General features: G+C 54.7%; 19 protein-coding genes and 4 pseudogenes. 13 read left to right on the forward strand and 10 right to left on the reverse strand.

What is annotated here, in order from left to right:
* Window positions 1-266 precede the first annotated feature (266 nt).
* Complete coding sequence (locus B9A24_RS20865) at window positions 267-1,388, reverse strand: zinc metalloprotease (protein WP_084447990.1); 1,122 nt, start codon at window positions 1,386-1,388, stop codon at window positions 267-269.
* Between the two features lie 268 nt (window positions 1,389-1,656).
* Here B9A24_RS20865 and B9A24_RS23310 point away from each other — a divergent pair.
* A pseudogene (locus tag B9A24_RS23310) lies at window positions 1,657-1,797 on the forward strand (Tn3 family transposase); the annotation flags it as partial.
* 268 nt (window positions 1,798-2,065) lie between these two features.
* Here the strand turns inward: B9A24_RS23310 and B9A24_RS20875 are convergent.
* The 7 genes and pseudogenes from B9A24_RS20875 to B9A24_RS23320 all read right to left on the reverse strand — a co-directional run.
* Window positions 2,066-2,896 (reverse strand): annotated as a pseudogene (locus B9A24_RS20875) (IS3 family transposase); the annotation flags it as partial.
* 48 nt (window positions 2,897-2,944) lie between these two features.
* Window positions 2,945-3,079, reverse strand: coding sequence for a hypothetical protein (locus B9A24_RS23030; RefSeq protein ID WP_262490616.1), 135 nt, complete (start codon window positions 3,077-3,079; stop codon window positions 2,945-2,947).
* A 3-nt stretch (window positions 3,080-3,082) separates the two neighbouring features.
* Window positions 3,083-3,247 carry a transposase gene (locus B9A24_RS20880; RefSeq protein WP_084447993.1) on the reverse strand — a complete coding sequence of 55 codons (165 nt, stop codon included), beginning with the start codon at window positions 3,245-3,247 and terminating at the stop codon, window positions 3,083-3,085.
* Window positions 3,248-3,448: 201 nt separating this feature from the next.
* Window positions 3,449-4,144, reverse strand: a complete 696-nt coding sequence (locus tag B9A24_RS20885; RefSeq protein ID WP_084447996.1) for a GAF domain-containing protein — start codon at window positions 4,142-4,144, stop codon at window positions 3,449-3,451.
* A 10-nt stretch (window positions 4,145-4,154) separates the two neighbouring features.
* Complete coding sequence (locus B9A24_RS20890) at window positions 4,155-5,552, reverse strand: undecaprenyl-phosphate glucose phosphotransferase (RefSeq protein ID WP_084447998.1); 1,398 nt, start codon at window positions 5,550-5,552, stop codon at window positions 4,155-4,157.
* Window positions 5,553-5,684: 132 nt separating this feature from the next.
* A pseudogene (locus B9A24_RS23315) lies at window positions 5,685-5,804 on the reverse strand (hypothetical protein); the annotation flags it as partial.
* Window positions 5,795-5,920, reverse strand: a pseudogene (locus tag B9A24_RS23320) (hypothetical protein); the annotation flags it as partial. The pseudogenes B9A24_RS23320 and B9A24_RS23315, both read right to left, overlap by 10 nt.
* A 114-nt stretch (window positions 5,921-6,034) precedes the next feature.
* Between B9A24_RS23320 and B9A24_RS23385 the strand changes: the two are divergent.
* The 10 genes from B9A24_RS23385 (at window position 6,035) to B9A24_RS20945 (ending at window position 16,663) form a co-directional block, all read left to right on the forward strand.
* Complete coding sequence (locus B9A24_RS23385; RefSeq protein ID WP_449404359.1) at window positions 6,035-6,283, forward strand: transposase-like zinc-binding domain-containing protein; 249 nt, start codon at window positions 6,035-6,037, stop codon at window positions 6,281-6,283.
* Window positions 6,172-6,804 (forward strand): IS1 family transposase, encoded by a 633-nt coding sequence (locus B9A24_RS20900; RefSeq protein WP_159452125.1) that lies wholly within the window; start codon window positions 6,172-6,174, stop codon window positions 6,802-6,804. Before B9A24_RS23385 ends, B9A24_RS20900 begins: the two co-directional genes overlap by 112 nt.
* A gap of 161 nt (window positions 6,805-6,965) precedes the next feature.
* Window positions 6,966-7,745: a polysaccharide biosynthesis/export family protein gene (locus B9A24_RS20905; protein WP_262490617.1), complete on the forward strand. Its 780-nt coding sequence runs from the start codon at window positions 6,966-6,968 to the stop codon at window positions 7,743-7,745.
* A gap of 7 nt (window positions 7,746-7,752) precedes the next feature.
* The gene (locus B9A24_RS20910) at window positions 7,753-10,032 is read left to right on the forward strand and encodes a GumC family protein (protein ID WP_084448002.1); all 2,280 of its coding nucleotides are present in this window, start codon (window positions 7,753-7,755) and stop codon (window positions 10,030-10,032) included.
* An 89-nt stretch (window positions 10,033-10,121) separates the two neighbouring features.
* Window positions 10,122-11,354, forward strand: a complete 1,233-nt coding sequence (locus B9A24_RS20915) for a lipopolysaccharide biosynthesis protein (protein WP_084448004.1) — start codon at window positions 10,122-10,124, stop codon at window positions 11,352-11,354.
* 235 nt (window positions 11,355-11,589) lie between these two features.
* Window positions 11,590-12,129, forward strand: a complete 540-nt coding sequence (locus tag B9A24_RS20925; protein WP_084448009.1) for a serine acetyltransferase — start codon at window positions 11,590-11,592, stop codon at window positions 12,127-12,129.
* 9 nt (window positions 12,130-12,138) lie between these two features.
* Window positions 12,139-13,323 carry an EpsG family protein gene (locus tag B9A24_RS20930; protein WP_084448012.1) on the forward strand — a complete coding sequence of 395 codons (1,185 nt, stop codon included), beginning with the start codon at window positions 12,139-12,141 and terminating at the stop codon, window positions 13,321-13,323.
* Between the two features lie 130 nt (window positions 13,324-13,453).
* Window positions 13,454-14,341 (forward strand): glycosyltransferase family 2 protein, encoded by an 888-nt coding sequence (locus B9A24_RS20935; RefSeq protein WP_084448014.1) that lies wholly within the window; start codon window positions 13,454-13,456, stop codon window positions 14,339-14,341.
* A 105-nt stretch (window positions 14,342-14,446) separates the two neighbouring features.
* The gene (locus B9A24_RS20940; RefSeq protein ID WP_234997591.1) at window positions 14,447-15,523 is read left to right on the forward strand and encodes a glycosyltransferase family 4 protein; all 1,077 of its coding nucleotides are present in this window, start codon (window positions 14,447-14,449) and stop codon (window positions 15,521-15,523) included.
* Window positions 15,524-15,526: 3 nt separating this feature from the next.
* Window positions 15,527-16,663, forward strand: coding sequence for a DUF1972 domain-containing protein (locus B9A24_RS20945; protein ID WP_084448019.1), 1,137 nt, complete (start codon window positions 15,527-15,529; stop codon window positions 16,661-16,663).
* 58 nt (window positions 16,664-16,721) lie between these two features.
* Here the strand turns inward: B9A24_RS20945 and B9A24_RS22170 are convergent, their stop codons facing one another.
* Window positions 16,722-16,877 (reverse strand): hypothetical protein, encoded by a 156-nt coding sequence (locus B9A24_RS22170; RefSeq protein ID WP_159452127.1) that lies wholly within the window; start codon window positions 16,875-16,877, stop codon window positions 16,722-16,724.
* Between the two features lie 72 nt (window positions 16,878-16,949).
* On the reverse strand, window positions 16,950-17,564 hold the full coding sequence (locus B9A24_RS20950; protein WP_159452128.1) for a glycoside hydrolase family 16 protein: 615 nt from the start codon (window positions 17,562-17,564) through the stop codon (window positions 16,950-16,952).
* 509 nt (window positions 17,565-18,073) lie between these two features.
* On the opposite strand from B9A24_RS20950, the gene B9A24_RS23325 reads away from it, so the two are divergent.
* Both B9A24_RS23325 and B9A24_RS21865 read left to right on the forward strand, forming a co-directional pair.
* Window positions 18,074-18,460: a helix-turn-helix domain-containing protein gene (locus tag B9A24_RS23325; protein WP_084448024.1), complete on the forward strand. Its 387-nt coding sequence runs from the start codon at window positions 18,074-18,076 to the stop codon at window positions 18,458-18,460.
* Window positions 18,382-19,023 (forward strand): IS630 family transposase, encoded by a 642-nt coding sequence (locus B9A24_RS21865; protein ID WP_159452129.1) that lies wholly within the window; start codon window positions 18,382-18,384, stop codon window positions 19,021-19,023. Before B9A24_RS23325 ends, B9A24_RS21865 begins: the two co-directional genes overlap by 79 nt.
* Window positions 19,024-19,116 lie beyond the last annotated feature (93 nt).

Below are 19,116 nucleotides of genomic sequence, written 5' to 3' on the forward strand. Positions count from 1 at the left end.
CCAAAACGCTCGAATAGAAAGACAGTAAATTTTCGTCAAGGCATCACGTGAGTGGTGATTGCGCATTGGGACATAAGTCTATCCGAGCACTGGGTATAAGTTCAGGTTTCTCATCGCAATGAAGTCCTTCCTTGTACTTTGATTGCTGAACAAGTTTTTTGAACCGATTCCGATGACTTCGGCTAGCGTTTCAGGTAACTCAACCTATACGCGGACTTGTACAGTTGAACGAGTAGTTCATTATGGGCTGCCAAGTGACTAAAGGGTTACTGCCGCTCGGCCCAGCGCACCGTATCCATCAGCCACTCGGCATAGAGGCGGGCGCTGCCCTGGTCCAGGCTTTTAGGCAACTCCTGCAGGGCCAGTTGGGCTTTGGCGCGGGCCAGGTCCGCGTCGCCGGCCAGGCGGGCCAGGGCAGCTTCCACGCGGGCGGGCACATCGGCCGGGGTGTGGGGGCTGGGTTTGGCCTGGGCGTGAAATGCCCGCGCCGCCGGCAAGTCGTGCTGGTAAGCGGCCGCGAAAAACGCCGATTCCAGCCACCCGCTGCCCCGCAGCGCTTCGGGCATCCATTCCAGCCGCTCCCGGTACGCGTGCAGGTAGTGGGCGGCGCGTTCTGTGTGGCCGGTGTCGAGGGCAATGAGGTAGAGGTAGTGAAACACGTAGAGTTTGAAGGGCAACTCCTGGGGCAGCAGCGCGGCGGCTTCCAGCAGGGGGCGGGCCAGCTCCCGGGGCCGGGTGCCGGCCATCGAGGGCACCAGGGCCGAGAGCACGGCCACTTCCAGCTGTCCGGCGGGGCCGCCACGCCACAGATTTAGCACCCGGGCGCCGTCGCTGTAAAAGCCGCCCGCGTGCATCGGCAGCAGCGTCACCAGGGCCAGCACCGCCGAAATGGCGCCGCTCACGGCCAGGGTCCCACCCAGCACCCGCCCCACGCCCGACGTGGCGGGGGGCAGCAGCGCGTATACGCCCAGGGCCACGCCGGTGAACAGCCCGCTGGCCAGGGGGCCGCCGCCGGCAAAGGCCAGGAAGCGCCGCCGCAGGTCGTGGCTATCAGGCGGCACGCACAAGGCCATGCCGCCGGCCGTGTTCAGGTCCTTGTTCCACGCAAAGCGCAGGCGGCCCCGTTCTTTCTTCCACAGGAAGGGCCCCACGGCCAGCCAATGGAAGACGAAGCCTTTGGTGCGGCCCAGCAGCACGTGGCCCAGCTCGTGGGCCAGCACCGCTAGCATCCAGGCCACGGGTAGTAGGAGCAAAAGGCCGATTTTCTGCCCGCCACTCCACGGCGTTCCTTTGCTAAAAGCGGGGCCGTACTTCACCCCCAGTCCGCCGGCCACGCCGCCGAACAGTACCCCCACGGCCAGGGCGCCAAGTTTGCGTAAAAGCTTCATAAGGAACGTAGCAGGAAGGTGTCTAAGGTCTTTATCGCTTAAAAGTATTAGAAATTACATGGAACAAAATTGCCCCCCGCGTTCGTAAGTCCTTGGCTCCCGCCGCTCTCCAGGCAGGGCACCTCGGGAATAGCCAGCGCGGATAATTTAACGGCCGCGAGCCACTTATGTAAGGGTCATTTACGTTCGATGCTGGTGCCGGACCTGCCTGTCCCCCAGCTCATTTCATCGTTTTCGGCGATGAATTCCACGCCCGCGCCTATGTCGCCGCCCGAAGCCCTGCGCACTGGATGGGCTCCTCTACCACGAGTCGGACCTGCGCATGAAAGAGCACTACACCAACACCGCCGGCTTTACCAACCATTTGTTCGCCGTAAGGCCGCGGCTGAGCTACCGCTTCGCGCCCCGCAATTGGGGAGTCTAAACCTGCAATTCCAGTTGCAGTCGACCAAGTGAATCCGGGTTAAGAAAACGGTAATTTCGCTGAATAGCCTAGTCAAAAAGCTGCTTTTGCTTACTATGTAGGGCTGTTCCTAATGCTTGAGCTAGTACATGGTTGTTTGACCAAGAAAGAAGTTGATTATGCCCGTTCAGAAAGGTAGGGTCATAAAAAAGAAACCCTTTTCTTTCTGGACCTACTTGTTAGACCTAGCCTTTGAGCCTTTGAGGTAGTCCGGCTAAGCCGGACACAATTGGGACGTGGTTTGGAGTTGGGATTCGAAGTTGGTGGGGGCTATATAGCCCAGGGCGGAGTGGCGTCGTTCGGCGTTGTAGTAGGCGATGTAGTGGCTGATTTCCAGCCGGGCTTCTTCCAATTCGGGGAAGCTTCCGCCGTCGAGCAATTCGGTTTTGAGCCGACTCCAAAACGATTCGGCGTGGGCGTTGTCGTAGCAGTTGCCGCGCCGGCTCATGCTTTGCCTGGCCCCGTGCCGGCTCAGCAAGTCCTGGAAGCGGGTGGCCGTGTACTGGCTGCCCTGGTCCGAGTGCACGACGAGTCCGGCAGCGGGCTGGTGCACGGCCAAGGCGCACCGCAGGGCCTCGCTGACCAGGTCTTCGGGCATGGTCTCGTGCAGGTCCCAGCCGACGACCTTGCGCGAGCAGCGGTCGAGCCACGTGGCCAGGTAAAGCCACCCGCCGCCCTGGCGGGGCAGGTAGGTGATGTCGCCCACCCAGACCTGGTTGGGGGCAGTGGGGGCCGGCTGGCCGAGCAAGCGGTTGGGCGCCGCCCACCGGGCGGGGTCGGAATCCGTGGTGCGGGGCACATAGGTGCGGGGCTGCTGGGCGCGCAAGCCGTGGGCGGTCAGCGTGCGGCGGATGCGCCCACGCCCCACCGCATGGCCTTCGGCGTGTACTTCCACGCGCAGCCGGCGGGTGCCATAGCGCCGCGCATGCTGGGCAAACGCCTGCCGCACGGCCAGCTGCCAAGCCGGCTCGAGGGCCAGCACTTGGGCTTGCTGCTGCCAGGCATAGTAGGCGCTTGGGGGCCACGCGCAGCACCTGGCAGAGCTGGCGTATGGGCACTTGCCGGCGCCGCTGGGCGATGTGCTGGTAGACGCTCACTGGGTCAGCTGGGCGAAGATGACCAAGGCTTTTTTTAAAATGTCGAGCTCCTGCTCGGCCCGCTTGAGGCGGGCGCGCAGGGCGCGCACCTCCGGGTCGCGGGCCACTTCCACACTGCCCACTTCGGCCACGAGCTACGCCTGCTGCCAGCGGTAGAGCAGCTTGGGTCTGATGCCCAGCTGCTGCGCGGCGGCTTGCGTGCTGCGGCTCTCGCTGGCCAAGCGCAGGGCTTCAGCCTTAAACACCTCGTCGTATTTGCGTCGTTTATCGGGCGACGCCCCGCTCTTTTTGGCTGTCATAACAGAAGTAAGATACGTTCTTCTTCTGTCCGGCTAAACTAGACCACCTCACTTTTTGAAGCAGATTTGCAACAACAATCGCTATCGACTGCTTCATTCTTCTCAAGAAAATATCTACTGGGGATGGTTTCCATTGGGTTAATCGTGCGAAGCCCATCCGTCGTCTTGCCATAGCGGCTTAACATACCTGGACCTGGGCTCTTACTCGGGAAGCACTTTCAGGATGGTTTTCAGCGAAATGATTTCTTCCTGCAGCGAGGTTAAGCGGCTGGCTGTTTCGCCTTCAGCGTTGGTGCGCAACGCGTCAGTGGCGCTCATCATGGTGCACAGGAGGGGGGCGGCCGCGTCCACCCGCTGTTGGGCTTTTTCGAGCTCCAGCTTGGTGCGCCGGAGCTGAAAGTGGGTGTTGACCAGCTTGGCCAGGGCCTTCAACGATTCCAGCTTGTGCTCCGCCAGCTCTCGCGGCCGGCTGTCGAGCACACACAGGGAGCCCAGAGCGAGCCCCTCGGCGTCCTTCACGGGCACGCCGGCATAAAAAACCACGTGTGGTTCGCCCGTGGTGAACGGATTGTCCATGAACCGTTCATCATAACGCGCATCCGGCACGACCAGCACATCGTTGGGGTTCAGAATCGTGTAGGCGCAGAAGGAGTATTCCCGGGGCGCACGCAAGTAGTGATGCAAGCCCAGGCTTTCCCCTTCCTGATGATGGGCCGACTTGGACCACTGGCGGTCTTCGGCAACGAGGTTGATGGCCGCGATGGGGGTGCCGCAGATTTCCGCCGCCAGGCGCGTGATGTCGTCGTAAACGTCCTCGGGCAGGGTATCGAGCAGGTTGTGCGCATGTAGGGATTTCAGCCGTTCGGATTCGTTGGGCGGTAGAGGAGCAGCTAGCATAGTCGGTCTATTAAAAGGCGTTTTCTTCTCCTTTAAACACGTTGTAGACGGTTAGAAAGATGATTTTTAGGTCCAGCCCCAGGCTCCAGTTTTCCAAGTACCACAAGTCGCATTCCACGCGTTTCTGGATGTGCCGCAGCTCCGTTATCTCGCCCCGGTAGCCGTTCACCTGGGCCCACCCGGTGATGCCCGGCTTTAAGAATTGACGAATCATGTACTGGTCTTCCTGGGCCGAAAACGATTTGGTGTGTTTCAGCATGTGCGGCCGCGGGCCCACAATGCTCATGTGCCCAAACAGCACGTTCAAAAACTGGGGAAACTCGTCCAGGCTGGTCTTGCGCATGAAGCGGCCTATTCTCGTGACGCGGGCGTCTTGGCGGGTTGTAGCCTGCTGGAAATTGGCTGCTCGGTTTGCCGTCATGCTACGGAATTTGAAGCAGCGAAAAGACTTGTTGTTTTTGCCACTGCGCAGCTGCACAAAAAAGATGGGTCCCGGCGATTGCAGGTAAATCAGTAGCCCGAGCACTGGCACTAACCAACTCAGGATCAATACAGTTACAAAGAAACTAACGATAATATCAAAAGTGCGTTTTTTAAATTGGTTGGTGACCTGGGTTAGGGGTTCCTTCAGCACCGACAGAATGGGCATGTCAAAAATATAGTTCACGTGGACCGGCCGATTAATGAAATACGAGAAGTCCGGCACCAGACGCAAACGAATCAAGTCGTTATCCGCCTGCTTCATGAGGCTGTATACCGTGCTGTTGTTTTCCGGCATGATGGTCGAATAAATCTCCGTAATGCCGTGTCGTTTGGCAATCGCCAAGGCATCGCTCAGCCCGGCAAATAGTTGGTAAGCGGAGGATTCGGGCAGCATGGGGGCGTCGTCGACAAAGCCCACAATGCTGATGCTTAATTCTTCGCGCTCCAGGTAAGTCGCGAGCTTTTGGCCCAGCTTGTTGTACCCCAGAATGATGATGCGCCGGTTTAGGCCAGCCTTTTTCACCACCCAGACCTTTAAAACCAAGTGGAGTAACCGGCTGAACAGCAGGGCCGCAGCAAACCAAGCAAAGGTCGAGTAGACAAACACCCAGGAAGAGGTGAAGTAATGCCGCAGCAAGAAGGAGACCACGAGCACAGAAAATGCCCAGATAAAGTAGAGCAGAAAACTGGATTTGGTAAACCGCCGGAAACGAGAGAGCTGGTGGTAAGAGTAAATCTCCCCCAGCCAGGTGCCAGCAACCCAAAAGACGTTTAGCAGCAGCCAGTAAAAAGTATGTGACGAGAGAGGAGTAGCGCTGGCCTGCTCCTCAATGGCCAGGCGGTTTACTAAGAAGCCAAAATTCAGCAGGAACAAGTCCAGCACCACAAACAGCATTTGCCGAAACTGTAAAAACTGTCTGTCCATAATGGTTGAATGCGCAGCGGATAGGCCTGGCCTGTTTCCTAAACCCACAGCCCCTCGTGGATTTAGGCAGAGAAGGTAATCGGTTATTTGCTTTACGGCAAGTGGGGTGGTCCAGTAAAAACAGACAGTAAGCTAAGGTAGGATGCTTTTCAGATCTTGTTCAAATTGATGCGGCGAGCGGTAGCCGAGGGCGGAGTGGCGGCGATCCAGGTTGGAGTAGGTATCGAGGTACCCAGCGACCTCTAACTGGGCCTCTTCAACTCGGCGCGTAGGCGCTTGATTTCCTCGCGCTCGGCACTGCTGGGGACGGCCTGCTCCAAGGCCTGACGCTGCCAGCGCCCGAGCAGGGCGGGCGAGATGCCCTGGGCACGGGCTACGTCCGTCTACCATGCGCCGGCGGCCACCTGGCGCGCACCCTCCACCTTAAAAGCAGGCGTATATTTCTTGCGGGTGGCGGGCGGGCCGCTTTTATTTTGTCGGTCATGGGCAGGGAAGTTAAGACTTCTCACTGTCCGTTTCAGCTAGAACACCTCATTCAACACACTTGTGCCCGGTGTGGTAGCGAGCGTATTCGGCGCAACGGCCACAGCAGCGGGCACGCCCGCTACCAATGCAAAGCGTGCGGCTATCAAGCGCGGTTTTTGCCCGTAGCACCCAGCGAGCGGCCTGCTACGCGCAGGTGGAAAAGCTCTTGGCCGAACGCAATTCCCAACACAGTATCGTGCGCGTGACCGGCGTCTCGCGCATGACGGTGGCCAAACTGGCAAACAAAGCGCAGTCGGTGCGCACACCGCTGCCGCGCCTGCGGCCAAAAAAAGCCCAGCGGCACGAGTGGGAGGCGCTTGAACTGGATGAGATGTGGACGTTTGTGGGCCGCCGCAAGCGCAAAGTCTGGCTCTGGCTGGCCGTCGAGCGCGCCAGTCGGCGCATCGTGGCCTGGGTCACGGGCCGCCGGGACGCGGCCACCGCCCGGCGCTTGTGGCAGGCCTTGCCCCGCCGCTGCCGCCGCCACGGCTGGTATTTTACTGACCTGTTCCCCACCTACGTGGGCGTGTTGCCTCGGTGGCAGCACCGTCGCTGCCCCAAAGGCAGCGGCGGCACGAGTGTCATCGAAGCCATCCATTGCTCCTTGCGCCAGCGCTGCGGGGTACTGGTCCGAAAATCCTGCTCCTTTAGCAAATCGCTCCCGATGCACAGCGCCCGCATCAAGATTTGCATCGACCAGCATAATCAGCGCATCATGCTACCTTAGACCACCGCCAAAAATAAGGTGAGCAGGTGCATCTCCTTTTTTGGATGCTTGCGTACATTCACACCTGTGTTTAACCAATTTATAGATTGATTTCCAATAAAAATTCCATCCCTTTGATAAACACTTCACTCCGAAAAGGAATAAGGGTTCTCATTTCCATCGTGTTTCTAGCGCTTGAAGCTTGTAGTTCGAGCAGAGACTTGGTTTATCTGAACGACTTAAAGGGAAGCACTGAGTACAAAACACAAATTCTGAACAGGGCACCCCTGCGCCTGCAACCCGGTGACTTGCTTGCTGTGTCGGTGAGCAGCTTAAGTCCGGAGTCGAGCATTCTCTTCAACAACGGCGTTCTGGCACCACCCAGCACTGCAAATTCCACTGATGCTACTACTGTTGATAACGCGGTATCGAATAATCGGCAGAACGAAGGCTACTCCATAGATAATGAGGGCTATATCACTTATCCGGTGCTGGGCCGGGTAAAGCTGGGTGGCTTGACCAAGGAGGAAGCAATTCAAACCATGACCGCGGCAGTCAAGAAGTACATCAAAAGGCCCATTGTGGACATTCGCCTCCTGAACTTTCGAATAACAGTCCTGGGTGAAGTAACCAGGCCTGCTTCTTTTACGGTGCCGCAGGAGAACATCAATGTGCTAGAAGCCTTGGGCCTGGCCGGAGATATGACCGAGTACGGCAAGCGGGAAAGCGTCCTGGTAATTCGCGAGAAAGCCGGAGAACGGGTGTCAATGCGGCTGAATCTGCACAAGAAAGAGGTTTTTGACTCCCCCTACTTTTATCTCCAGCAAAACGACATTGTGTACGTGGAGCCGGACAACCGAGTCAAAACTGCCCAGACGAACCCCAACAATCGGTTCATCGCCATTTGGGGGGCCGTTATCTCCACTCTGGGCTATGCCATCATTGCCATAGCTTTAAGATAGTAGCACGATGGCTGAACGAGAAGTAGTTTACGCCCAATCAGATAAGAACAACTTTAAACGGTATTTCTATAAATATCTGCGTCGTTGGTATCTCTTCCTGATTAGCCTAGTCCTATGCTTGGCTATTGCCACGGCGTACTTGGCCTGGGCAACTCCGCGGTACCTAATAAGCAGTTCCTTGCTTATTCGGGACATTGACAAAGGACCGGACTTTCAATCGGGTAACCCCGTCTTCCGGGATTTGGACGTTTTCAATGCAGCGACCAGCATTGAAAACGAAATAGAGGCGTTGAAATCGGTTACCCTACTGGAAAGGGTGCTAACCGAACTCTCGCTGCAAGCCACCTATTACGTCGATGGCTTTCTGAAGAAAAGGGAGATATACGGCAGTGAGTTGCCCATTCGGCTCCGGGTGGGGCAGCTGAAGAACTTCGTCGGCCCCAAAAAGATAACCATCAACGTCAGGGACGCCACTAGTTTTGAAATGACGGATGGAACGGCCCGCCCCGCCCTTTACCGGTTCGGACAGCCAATTGCGAAGCCCTATGGCACCTTCGTGGTTGAACCCAACCAAGTGGCCGCAGGCACGCCGCGGAAAAAGGTGTACGTCACCCTGCAGAACATCCAGGATTTAACCGCGGGCTATCACAAGGGGTTGACGGTTGCCCAGATTAACAAGAAAGCCAATGTATTGGTCGTTAGCCTGATGCATCCCGTGCCCGAGAAGGGGAAGGCCATTCTGAACACGCTGATTGAGGTATATAACAAAGAGAACAAAGAAGACCGTAACCTGCTTGCCACCAATACTATATCCTTTATTGACGAGCGGTTAGGCAACCTCATTTCCGAGCTGTCGGACACGGAGAAGGAGGTAGAACAATTCAAGCGCCGGAACCAGGTCACCGATGTTCGCTCGGAAGCGTCTGCCTACCTGCAAGAGTCCACGAATTATAATCAGCAGCTGTCCCAGTTGAACATTCAGCTGGATGTGATAAGGTCGCTCCAACGCTACCTGTCGCAGCCGCGGTCGCAATTTGAGCTGGTGCCGAGTACCCTGCGCATTGACGACCGGTCGCTGCAGGAATTGGTAGCGAGATTCAATGAGCTGCAATTGCAGCGCAAACGCATGCTGCGGGTAGCCGAACCCGCAAACCCACTCATTCTGAACATGAATGGCCAGCTGGCTACCCTTCGGCAGAACATCCTGGAGAACCTGCGCACCATAGGCGCCGGGCTGGAGGCCACCAGGGGAACCCTGGCGGCAAGAGCCAATACGTTTAAGTCCCGTATCACTCAAATCCCCAATATTGAGCGGGAGTTGAATGCTATCAACCGGCAGGCGGGCGTGAAGCGGGATTTGTACGTGTACCTGCTTCAGAAGCGCGAGGAGTCGGCTCTCTCGTTAGCGGCGACGGTATCGAATACCCGGGTAATAGACCCAGCCATTGCCAGTAAAACGCCGGTTAACCCCAACAAGCCGGTGGTCTATGGCCTGGCCTTTGTGCTTGCGTTGGTTTTGCCATTCGGCTTCATTTTCCTGCGGAGCTTTTTGTCGGATACCGTTCAGCAGCAGGAAGATGTTGCCAAGGCTACCACGGTGCCAGTATTGGGTGAAGTCAGTCATTACCCGAGCAAAGGAACGCTGGCTATGGCTGACACCAGCCAGCCGTTGATTGCCGAGCAGTATCGCCTCATCAGAAGCAACTTTGATTTTGCCACCGCTGGCAAGAGTAATCAGGTTATTTTGGTAACCTCCGGCATAAGGGCTGAGGGCAAAACCTTTGTCAGCCTTAATCTTGGCATTAGCCTGAGTTTGACGGGCAAGCGAGTGGTACTGGTTGATTTGAACCTGCGCCAACCAGCGGTTCTCGCCGCGCTGGGCCTGCAGGAGGGCGCGGGCATAACCACGCTTCTCAGCGAACCCACAGTTGAGGTCGACGACCTAATCAGGGAGTCAACGGTTGCGCCCAACCTGTCCGTCATTGGCACCGGGCCCGTCCCCCAAAACCCGGCCGAATTCCTCATGCACCCCCGCATCGCCACGTTCCTTGGCGAACTCATGCGCCGGTTCGATTACGTCATTATCGACTCGGCGCCCGTGGGCCAGGTGGCCGACGCCTTTTCCCTGGCCTCTTACATTGATGTCACGGTCTTTGTGGTGCGGTACAACTACACCCCAAAAGCGCGAATTGACGTCATCAACGACATTGCTACCCACGGCAAGCTACCCCAAGCCTTGATGGTACTGAATGACGCCCGAACCGAAAACAGCAGCTCCTTGAAGTAGCCACCGGTGCAGGACAGCATCCACCCAAGTGTGAAAGCGGTATGTTAGGAAAGAAACTCAGCCAGAACTTTGCCATCAGCCTGGTCTCAATGGCCTTTGGCATCCTTAGCTCGGTGTTTATTGCGCGAATTGGGGGACCGGCTATTCTGGGCAATATCAGCCTGGCGATGTCCTTCCAGGTGCTCATCAAATCGGTGTTTACCCACACGGTGAATAGTGCCCATTTGAAGATGTACAACGACGACCCCAACACGGGGTTGAAGAACTACCTGGCCGTTTTCTTTTTTTACAACGTCATCACCTCCCTCCTGGTCCTGGCCTTTGTAGCTTGGAACCAGATGAGCCACAACGGCACCTTCACCGAGCTGCAGATTACGCTGATAGTCATCTTTATCCTGCAGGATTATCTGATGACGCCGCTTTACCTCTACGCCACTGACCAGACGGCCAAGCTCAACATCGTGCGGGCCAATATGGTGGACTTTTACGCGCAGCTGCTTATTAACATCGCCAAAATTGCGGCCGTCGTGTTGGGCCAATCGGAAATCGGCATTGCCTGGTACATCATGGCCGCCTGCGGCCTGAGCTCCATTTACCCCCTGTTGGGGCTGATGCGTTTGAATTTTGGGTCGTTTTCCTTGGCGGTGGTAAAAAAGTACATTCGCTACTCGCTGAGCATTTCGACCTCTACCATTGCCTACGGGCTGCTCCTGAGCTTCGACAAAGTGCTGCTGGGCATTTTTGGAGTGCCAGCCGAACAGCTAGGCTACTACAATGTGGGCAACCGTCTAGGCCTCATGGTGCTCACCCTGGGCACAAGCGTGGGCGGCATATTCCTGTCGGTGTTCTCCAAAAACATCTCCGATAACCTGCATGAAAAGACCATGGAACAGCTTGGTAACTACGAGCATATAATCTCTATTATTTTCCTGCCGGCCGTGTTGGTGGCCACGCTGTTTGGCGAAGAGTTAATAACCCTGGTTTTTGGAGCGCGCTACGTGCAGGCCTACCCGGTACTTATTTTCTCCCTCCTGTTTGCCTTTACCAAAACCCTCACCATTCCCTACCAGAACTACTTGTTTGCGAACAACCGCCTAAAGGAATTCCGCCGCACGTCCATCCTCTTTGCAATAGCCATCGTGGTGTTCACCTTGCTGCTGGCGTATCTCGACTGGTTCCACAGCCTGACGGTTTCGGTGGCTTTCGGGCTGTTCCTAGCATGCCTTTTCGAGCGCATTCTGTTTACCCAGGCCGCGCGCGTCGTGGACCCGCAAATCAATTTTTTTTCTACCCAGTCACCATCCTCTTCTTCGGCGGCCTGATGGTGGGCTGGTATCTCCTCCGGGGAGCGTTGCCACTCAATAATTTTTACCTGACCTACGCAGTTCGGGGCGCAATTTTATTGCTCTTCTTGCCAGCCGGCTACCTGCTTGGTGTATACACCCGCAACGATTTTGCCATGGTTGCCGGCCTGCTAAGCCGGAAATCTGCGCAACCCGCCGAGCAGGAGGCCTCTTAACCATAACTTTTGCTATTGGCAAGACCCCACATTAAGCTATGGAAGACGCTGCTACTCACCAAGGGATTTTTCAGGATTTTCGGGCCAACCGCGGAAACGTTAAAGCCCAGTTGGTGCTGATGCTGTTTCGGTTGGCCACGGTGGTGCGTCGCAACCGAGTGCTCATCATCTTCTTTTGCTGGTATCTGATAATTTACCGGGTGTTGGTAGAATGGTTCCTGGGCATTGAGCTGCCCTGGAGCTTGCGGGCCGGCAGCGGCCTGCGGCTCGACCATGGCCAGGCCCTGGTCATTAACGGCGAAAGCCGGTTGGGACAGAACGTCCACGTTCGGCACTCCACCACCATCGGCAATAAAAAGCTGGCCGACGGCACTTACAGTGCCTGCCCGAGGATTGGCAACAACGTGGACATTGGGGCCCAGGTTTGCATCATCGGTGACATTGAGATTGGTGATAATGTGATAATAGGCGTGGGTTCCATTGTGGTAAAAAGCATTGCACCCAACTGCGTAGTGGTGGGCAACCCTGCGCGGGTTATCAAAGAAAACACGTTCGGCCCCGCGGGCACAAACGGCTAAACCGCCCCCATGACCGAACCCGGTACCTACCTGTTCTATACACTGCTGATGGTGTTCATGATAGCATTATCACGGCCATCGGCGCGCCCCACGCTCGACGCCAGTGGGGAACAGGTGAGCTTCCCCTCATACTGGGGCCCCAACTTGCTATTCACCATCGTGCTGTATTCCTTCATCATCGGGGGGCGGTATTATGTGGGCATCGACTACAAGGCTTATCTGGAATGGTACCTGAAGTTGCGCGAAACCGGGGTTTACCCGCGGGACATTGAGTTTGGATACCAGCTACTGAATGAATGGCTGAATGCAGTGCACGCCCACTTTGCATTTCTATTTATCGTCATCGCTTTTGTTCAGATTACGTTATTTTACAAGGCTTTAGAACGTTTTCCGTTCATTGCCCCGTGGTTTATCTTTTTCTTCTTTACTAGCCTGCTCATGTTCAGCAGTATGAACATCATGCGGCAGACGTTGGCGTGGTTTGTACTCTTTTACGCCCTCAATTTGGCCTTCGAGAAGAAATATTGGTGGGCTTTATTGTGGCTCTTGTTTGGTTTTAGCTTCCACAAAAGCATTGTCGTTGGAGCTGCATTTTTTCCCTTGCTGTGCTGGGACTGGTTCAAAAACAGATACTTGCAAATTAGTCTTTTGCTTGTAGTTACGGCTTTTGCACCAGCCATTCTTACACTTGCTCTGAACCTGACGGCGCCCATTGTGTCGCTAACAGGCTACGATTACTATGTCGAAAACCTCGACTATATGCAGGAGATTGGCGACGAAGGAAAGGTAGGGGCTGGCACTGCCCGAATCTTATTTTTCACGCTTGACGCAATTATTATATGGTTTAGTGCTGACTTAAAAGAGAATTTTAAAGAGTACAACTTTTACAAATACTACAACTTATATTTTTTAGGGGCTTTGTTAGAGCGCCTTGTATACGATAACTTTATCTTGGCTCGCACTAACGACTATCTTCTGAATTTCAGAGTAGTAATTTTGAGCTTCCTATGTTTTTTCTTTTTTAATAGCCGGTCCCAAAAGCTAGTAAAGTCGGTGCTAGGCTACACCATTATCTTGATGATGACAGCTTTTTTCTATCGGGCCATCTATAATGCAGCCGCTGAATCATCTCCTTTTAGGTTTATATTTTTTGAGAATAAGATACAAGACAGAACTCAAGGATTTGAAGAATAAATGCTAATTTATTCTTGAGGTTCTTCCGATAGATTTTAAAATAAAAAAATAGAGTGGTGAATAATTTCAATTATCTACTGCTAATAGAGTTGCTTTATTTTAACATTTTCAAAAGTAAACCAACACGCAAATGACCACTTTTAGCTTTATTATACCCACCTATAACCGAGTTGCTTTTATTAAGCAAACGATAGAATCAATTCTACAATGTTGTAAGAATAAGACAAATTATGAGATTCTTATTATTGATAACAACTCAACTGATAATACCGCTCATGTTGTAAGGCCGCTTCTTGAAAACCCCTTAGTCCGGTATATTTTAGAAACCCGACAAGGGGTGGCACATGCCCGTAACAGAGGCATAATAGAGGCTAAAAATGATATATTAATATATTTAGACGATGACATAGATTTGGATGCACACTACTTTGAAGTTTGTAATATAGTATTCACGGACCCCTCCAAGGACATCGTTGGGGGCAAAGTTCTGCCATTCAATACTGAAGTTCCTGAATGGCTCCCGAAGAAGTATCATTACTTAGTAAGCGTTTTAGACCTTGGCAATGAACCAGAAAATACCTCTATGTTAATGGGAGCTAATTATGCCCTGCGTAAAACACTTGCAGAACGCATAGGATGGTACAATACTGAGCTAGGACGAAAAGGAACAAGCCTGATGGCTGGCGAAGAGAATGATTATTTCAATCGCTCTAAAGCCTTGGGGTATCCATTATTCTACGAGCCTAAGCTGATTGTGTACCATAAAATTGATAATAAACTAAATAAAGTGTATGTATATAACCATGCCAAAATGAATGGCAAGGCTGAAGGCATTTTGGATTACAAGTACGCTAAACTCAAATTTAGTTATAAAATAGCCAAATCAGTATTTATGATTGCACTATATTATATATATGGCTCATATGCTATAGGTATTAGAGAGCGGACTTGGTTTAAAATCAACCAACTCTATTCCTTGGGCTATTTAAGCGTCGCGAAGGACAAGTTATTCATTTAATGCCAAGACATCCGAAAGCCGCAGCCTTTTGCCCCTTTACTTATTTTTCTACGGCCCTGGAGCAATTATTTTCCGCTTAAAAGAAAGTAGGCTATGAAGGTTGTGATGATTTCCCGCAGCACCCATTTCACTTCTCCCGGGGGCGACACCACCCAGATTGAGATGACGGCGAAGTACCTGCGGGCCCTGGGCGTGGACATCGACATCCGGCTGAGCACCGACGCCATTGCCTACCAGAACTACGACCTGCTGCACTTCTTCAACATCATCCGCCCCGATGACATCCTGCCCCACATAAAAGCAACGGCGGTTCCCTTTGTGATTTCCACCATTTTCGTCGACTACCACGAGTACGAAAAAAAGTGTCGGACCGGCCCCATGCGCCTGCTGAACACGGTGTTTGACAAGGACCAGATAGAGTATGTGAAGGCAGTGGCCCGCGCCGTGAAGAACGGCGAGAAAATTAAGTCGCTGTACTTCCTCATGCACGGCCAGAAAAAGTCCGTTCAGGTTGTGGCGGCCCAAGCCGGCTTGCTTTTGCCAAACTCCCACAGCGAATACAACCGCCTAGTGACTTCCTACGGCATCAAGAAGGGCTACCACAAGGTGGTCAACGCCATCGACCCGGCTTCTTTCAGCAATGCCGTGGAGCCCAACCTCGCTTTTAAAGACCATGTGCTGTGCGTGGGCCGCATTGAAGGACGCAAAAACCAGCTGAACCTCATCAAGGCGCTGCAAAATACCGCCTTGCAGTTAACCATCATTGGCAAGCCGGGGCCCAACCAGGCCGCGTATTATGCACAGTGTCAGGCCCAGGCCCGGGACGCTCCCAACGTGCGGTTTATCCAGCACATGGACCACGCCAGCTTAGCGGGCGTTTACCAGGCGGCCAAGGTGCATGTGCTGCCCAGCTGGTTTGAAACCACCGGGCTGAGCTCGCTGGAAGCGGGCGCCATGGGCTGCAACCTGGTCGTAACCCGCAAAGGCGACACGGAAGAGTACTTCGGCGACATGACTCACTACTGCGAGCCCGACGACGTAGAATCTATCCGGCAAGCCGTGACGCAGGCGCACGCTAAGCCTGTGAACCCGCGCCTGCGGAACCATATTTTTTCCCATTACACCTGGCAGGACACTGCGACACAAACCCTGGCCGCGTACCAACAGGTGCTGAACCACTAGCTCATGAAAATTGCAATTATCGGCACCCGGGGCATCCCCAACAACCACGGCGGGTTTGAGCAGTGCGCCGAATACTTGGCAGTAGGCCTTTTGAAGCGGGGCTTTACGGTCACGGTGTATAACCCGCACAACCACCTCTTTCAGGGACAAGTTTGGAACGGGGTGAACATCATTCACGCCTACGACCCGGAATTTAAGTACGGCACCGTGGGGCAGTTCATCTATGATTACAACTGCATAACCGATACCCGGAAGCGCGATTATGACATCATTTTGCAGCTTGGGTACACCAGCAGCTCCGTATCGGGTAAGTTTCTGCCTCGCAAAAAGAGCATCGTGACGACCAACATGGACGGCTTGGAGTGGAAGCGTTCCAAGTTTTCCAAGCCCGTGCAGCGCTTTCTGCAGTACGCAGAGAAGCTGGCTGTTCTCAACAGCGACTATCTCATTTCGGACTCCATCGGCATTCAACACTACCTCAAGGAGAAGTATAAGAAAGACTCTACTTTCATTGCCTACGGTGCTCACTCCTTTACCACCCCAGACCAGAGCGTCCTAGCAACTTACAGCCTTGCCCCCTACTCCTACGACATGCTAATTGCCCGGCTTGAACCGGAAAACAGCATCGAAGTAATTCTGGACGGAGTAGTACAGGCGGGCGTGGGCCGGCCCTTCCTAGTAGTAGGCAAACACGAAAGCCAGTACGGCGAATACCTAAAGAACAAGTTCAAGGGAGCCGCCAACATTCGGTTTGCTGGTGGAATCTACAACATCAACACCGTGAACAACATCCGGTATTACTCCAACCTTTATTTCCACGGGCATACCGTGGGCGGGACCAATCCGTCCTTGCTAGAAGCCATGGCTTCCGGCGCCCTAATCTGCGCCAACGAAAACGAGTTCAATAAATACGTGCTCGAAAACGAGGCCCTGTACTTCACCACTGCCGACGGAGTGGCCGCAGCCTTAAAGTCGGTGCAAAAAGCAGACCCTATGTACCAGCGCATGCTGGCTGCAAACGCCCGCAAAATTGAAACCCTGTATAACTGGGACCGAATTATCGACCAGTATGCCGCTCACTTCCAGGAAATTTTTCAGGCCCACCAACAGCGGCGGGCAGTGCGCGCTACAGTGAGTTAGCCTGGCGAAGTTCACTGCCGGGCTGGTGCTTATCCAGGAGTTTAAGCCAGGTGGTTAGCTAGCGCTTGGCGTATACTTTCACCCAGTCCACCAGCATAACCCCTTCGCCCTCGTTGAGCGGTATTTGGCTGGGGGCTGGGATGGAAAGGTCCTTGTAGAAAAAGTCGCCGCCGACTGCCTGATTCAACGTGATGCGCTCTGGTTTAGCGAACAAGTCGGGCGCGTACCCTCCGGTCTTTACGCCTACTACTTGTCCATCGAGCAGGTAGGTGAGTGACTTTTTGGTCTAAATCAACTCGTAGACGTGCCACCAATCGGTCAGGCTGGTCTCTGTGGTCACGTAAATAGCCGCATTCTGCACCAGGTTCACATTGGCTTGCCGGCCGAAGAAGTAATTGGTTTGAAAAAGGAAAGGCTCATTGCCGCGGGCCTCGAGGATATCAATTTCACCATTGGTGGGCCAGTTGTTTCCGTACAGCCAAAACGCGGGCCACATGCCATACCCGCTCGGAAGCTTGATGCGGGACACAAACCGTATCTGGCTGGTGTTCTTGGTCGGAGCGGATAAAGTCTTCGATTCAATTCGGGCAGAGGTAAACTCAAAGTTGGTCGGGGTAGCATCTACATCCTGACGGTATTTGGGGCCCGTCACGCTCTCTTTGATAGCCTTGATTACGAGTACGTTGTTCGCCGCGTCATCCCGGTCCGCAGTTACATTAAGATTGCGGGTGCTGGCCGTAAACATTTGCAGCTCATTGTTGAACGCACCGCCTACCCATACATTCCAGTTGGGGTTCAAACTGTTGTTGGGGCTGACGTCAAAATTGTCCTCGAAGGTTTTTTTCCAGCCCGCGGCCAGTAGCTCGGCCTCCTTGGCGGTGGGCTGATTGTAATTGCACACTCCCAACGAAATAGCCTGAGCAGCAAGGGGGTCCGTCCAGGCACTTTTACTCGGATTATCCGGAGGTTTAATAGACTGGCAACCCGCCACAATAATCATTAACAGGCTATTTAATAGCGTGTTAACGTTGAATAATCGCTGCAACATAGCCCGATTGATGATAGAATAATGTGTTAACGAATCTACGTTTACCCACCGACACGTACAGCAAAAGGTATCCCTGGGAAACAAAATAAGTCCACCTGGCAGGTCCCTGCGGACGGGCCACGAACGTAACTTTATCTGTCTACTCCCCTGCTTTTGGCTCCTGGTTGCCAGCTTGGCTGGATGCAGCCCCTAGATGGGTGTTGTTAAACAAATAGGGCAAAACCTCCGAGCCGAGGCCTACATGGTCCAATTGTTTGCGATAAGGTGCAAATGCACTGTATAAGCATTGAATGACGATGGTTTTACGCGCTTCTTAGAGCAGTTTCGTGTTCAGTGTACAGCGTCTTGGTTAGTTTAGCGTCATGAGACCGTACTCCGAAGATTTACGCGAACGGGTTATAGCGGCTTGCGCCGAGGACGGGCGTTCGGTGGGCGCCGTGGCCGCGCAGTTCCGCGTGTCCGTCTCGTTTGTCCACAAGTTGCGCCGACGCCAGCGCACGACGGGCTCGCTGGCGGCCTTGCCCCACCGCGGCGGCCCGGCACCGCTGCTGGACGCGGCGGCCCGCGCCGCGTTGGCGGCCTGCGTGGCCCGGCAACCCGATGCGACGCTGGACGAACTTCGCAGCCAACTGGCTGCCGGTGGTGCCCCCGCCGCGGGCCGCACGACGGTTTGGCAGGCGTTGCAAACGCTGGATTTGCGGCGCAAAAAAAGAGCGTCCACGCCGCCGAGCGCGACACCGACCGGGTGAAGGGCCTGCGCCGGGCCTTCCTCGAAGCCTTGCCGGGCGAGGACGTGACGTGCTTCAAGTTTGTGGACGAAACCAGTATCAACCTGACGTATACGCGCCGCTACGGCCGGGCCGCCGGCGGGCGGCGCGTGGACCAGGCCGTGCCGCTGCACAACGGCCCGAACGTGACGGTGGTGGCCGCCCTTACCCCGCAGGGCCTCGCGGCCGTCATGGAACTCGACGGGGCCGTGAACACGGCCAGCTTCGTGGCGTACGTCGAGCAGGTGCTCGGCCCCACGCTCGTGCCCGGCGACGTGGTGGTGCTCGACAACTTGCGCGTCCACAAGGCCCCCGGCGTAGCCGAAGCCGTCGCGGCTTACGGGGCCCGCCTGCTGTTCTTGCCACCCTATTCGCCCGATTTTACCCCCATTGAGCTGGCCTTTAGCAAGCTCAAAACCGGCCTGCGCACCGCCCAGGCCCGTACCCGCGACGCCTTGGCCGAGGCGTTGCGGACAGCCCTGGACTGGATAAGTGAAACCGACGCAAAAAACTGGTTCGACCATTGCGGCTATCATGTACACTGACTACGAATCTGCTCTAAGGCAATCGAAAAGAAGTAGCGAAAACGAACGTTTAGACTATACTTTTGCCCCTGCTTTAGGCAACTCATTGTCAAT

The organism is Hymenobacter roseosalivarius DSM 11622 (genome assembly GCF_900176135.1).
GTDB classification, from domain to species: Bacteria; Bacteroidota; Bacteroidia; order Cytophagales; family Hymenobacteraceae; genus Hymenobacter; species Hymenobacter roseosalivarius.